Annotated in this window: 1 protein-coding gene; it reads right to left on the reverse strand. The window is 48.7% G+C overall.

What is annotated here, in order from left to right; genetic code table 11:
• Nucleotides 1-286: transporter substrate-binding domain-containing protein (locus tag GVK91_RS27300; RefSeq protein ID WP_235033008.1), on the reverse strand; the 286-nt coding region annotated here is incomplete at its 3' end.
• Nucleotides 287-384 lie beyond the last annotated feature (98 nt).

The following is a 384-nucleotide window of genomic DNA, read 5'->3' on the forward strand; positions in this document are numbered from 1 at the left end:
TGTTTGCGCCTTCGATCTGGTCAATCAGGTCGTAGAGGTAGACACCTTGTTGCGCAGTGATTTTTGCACCTGTAAAGTCAGCCAGTTTGCTGGCTGTTGCATATTGACTATCTGCACGAACGACCAATGTCGGAATGGAAGTGTAGTAGCTGTCAGAAAAGGCGATTTCTTTCTTGCGCTCTTCTGTTGGGCTCATCCCGGCGATAATCATGTCAATCTTACCAGAAGTCAATGCTGGAACCAGACCTTCCCACTTGGTTTTGACCACCAAGAGTTCCTTGTCCATGGATTCTGCAATCTTTTTGGCGATTTGCACGTCGTATCCGTTAGCGTATTGGTTGGTCCCTTCGATAGGGGCAGCACCGTTACTGTCGTCTTCCTGGG

This window comes from Sphingobacterium sp. 18053 (assembly GCF_902706145.1).
In the GTDB taxonomy this organism is placed as follows: Bacteria; Bacteroidota; Bacteroidia; order Sphingobacteriales; family Sphingobacteriaceae; genus Sphingobacterium; species Sphingobacterium paramultivorum.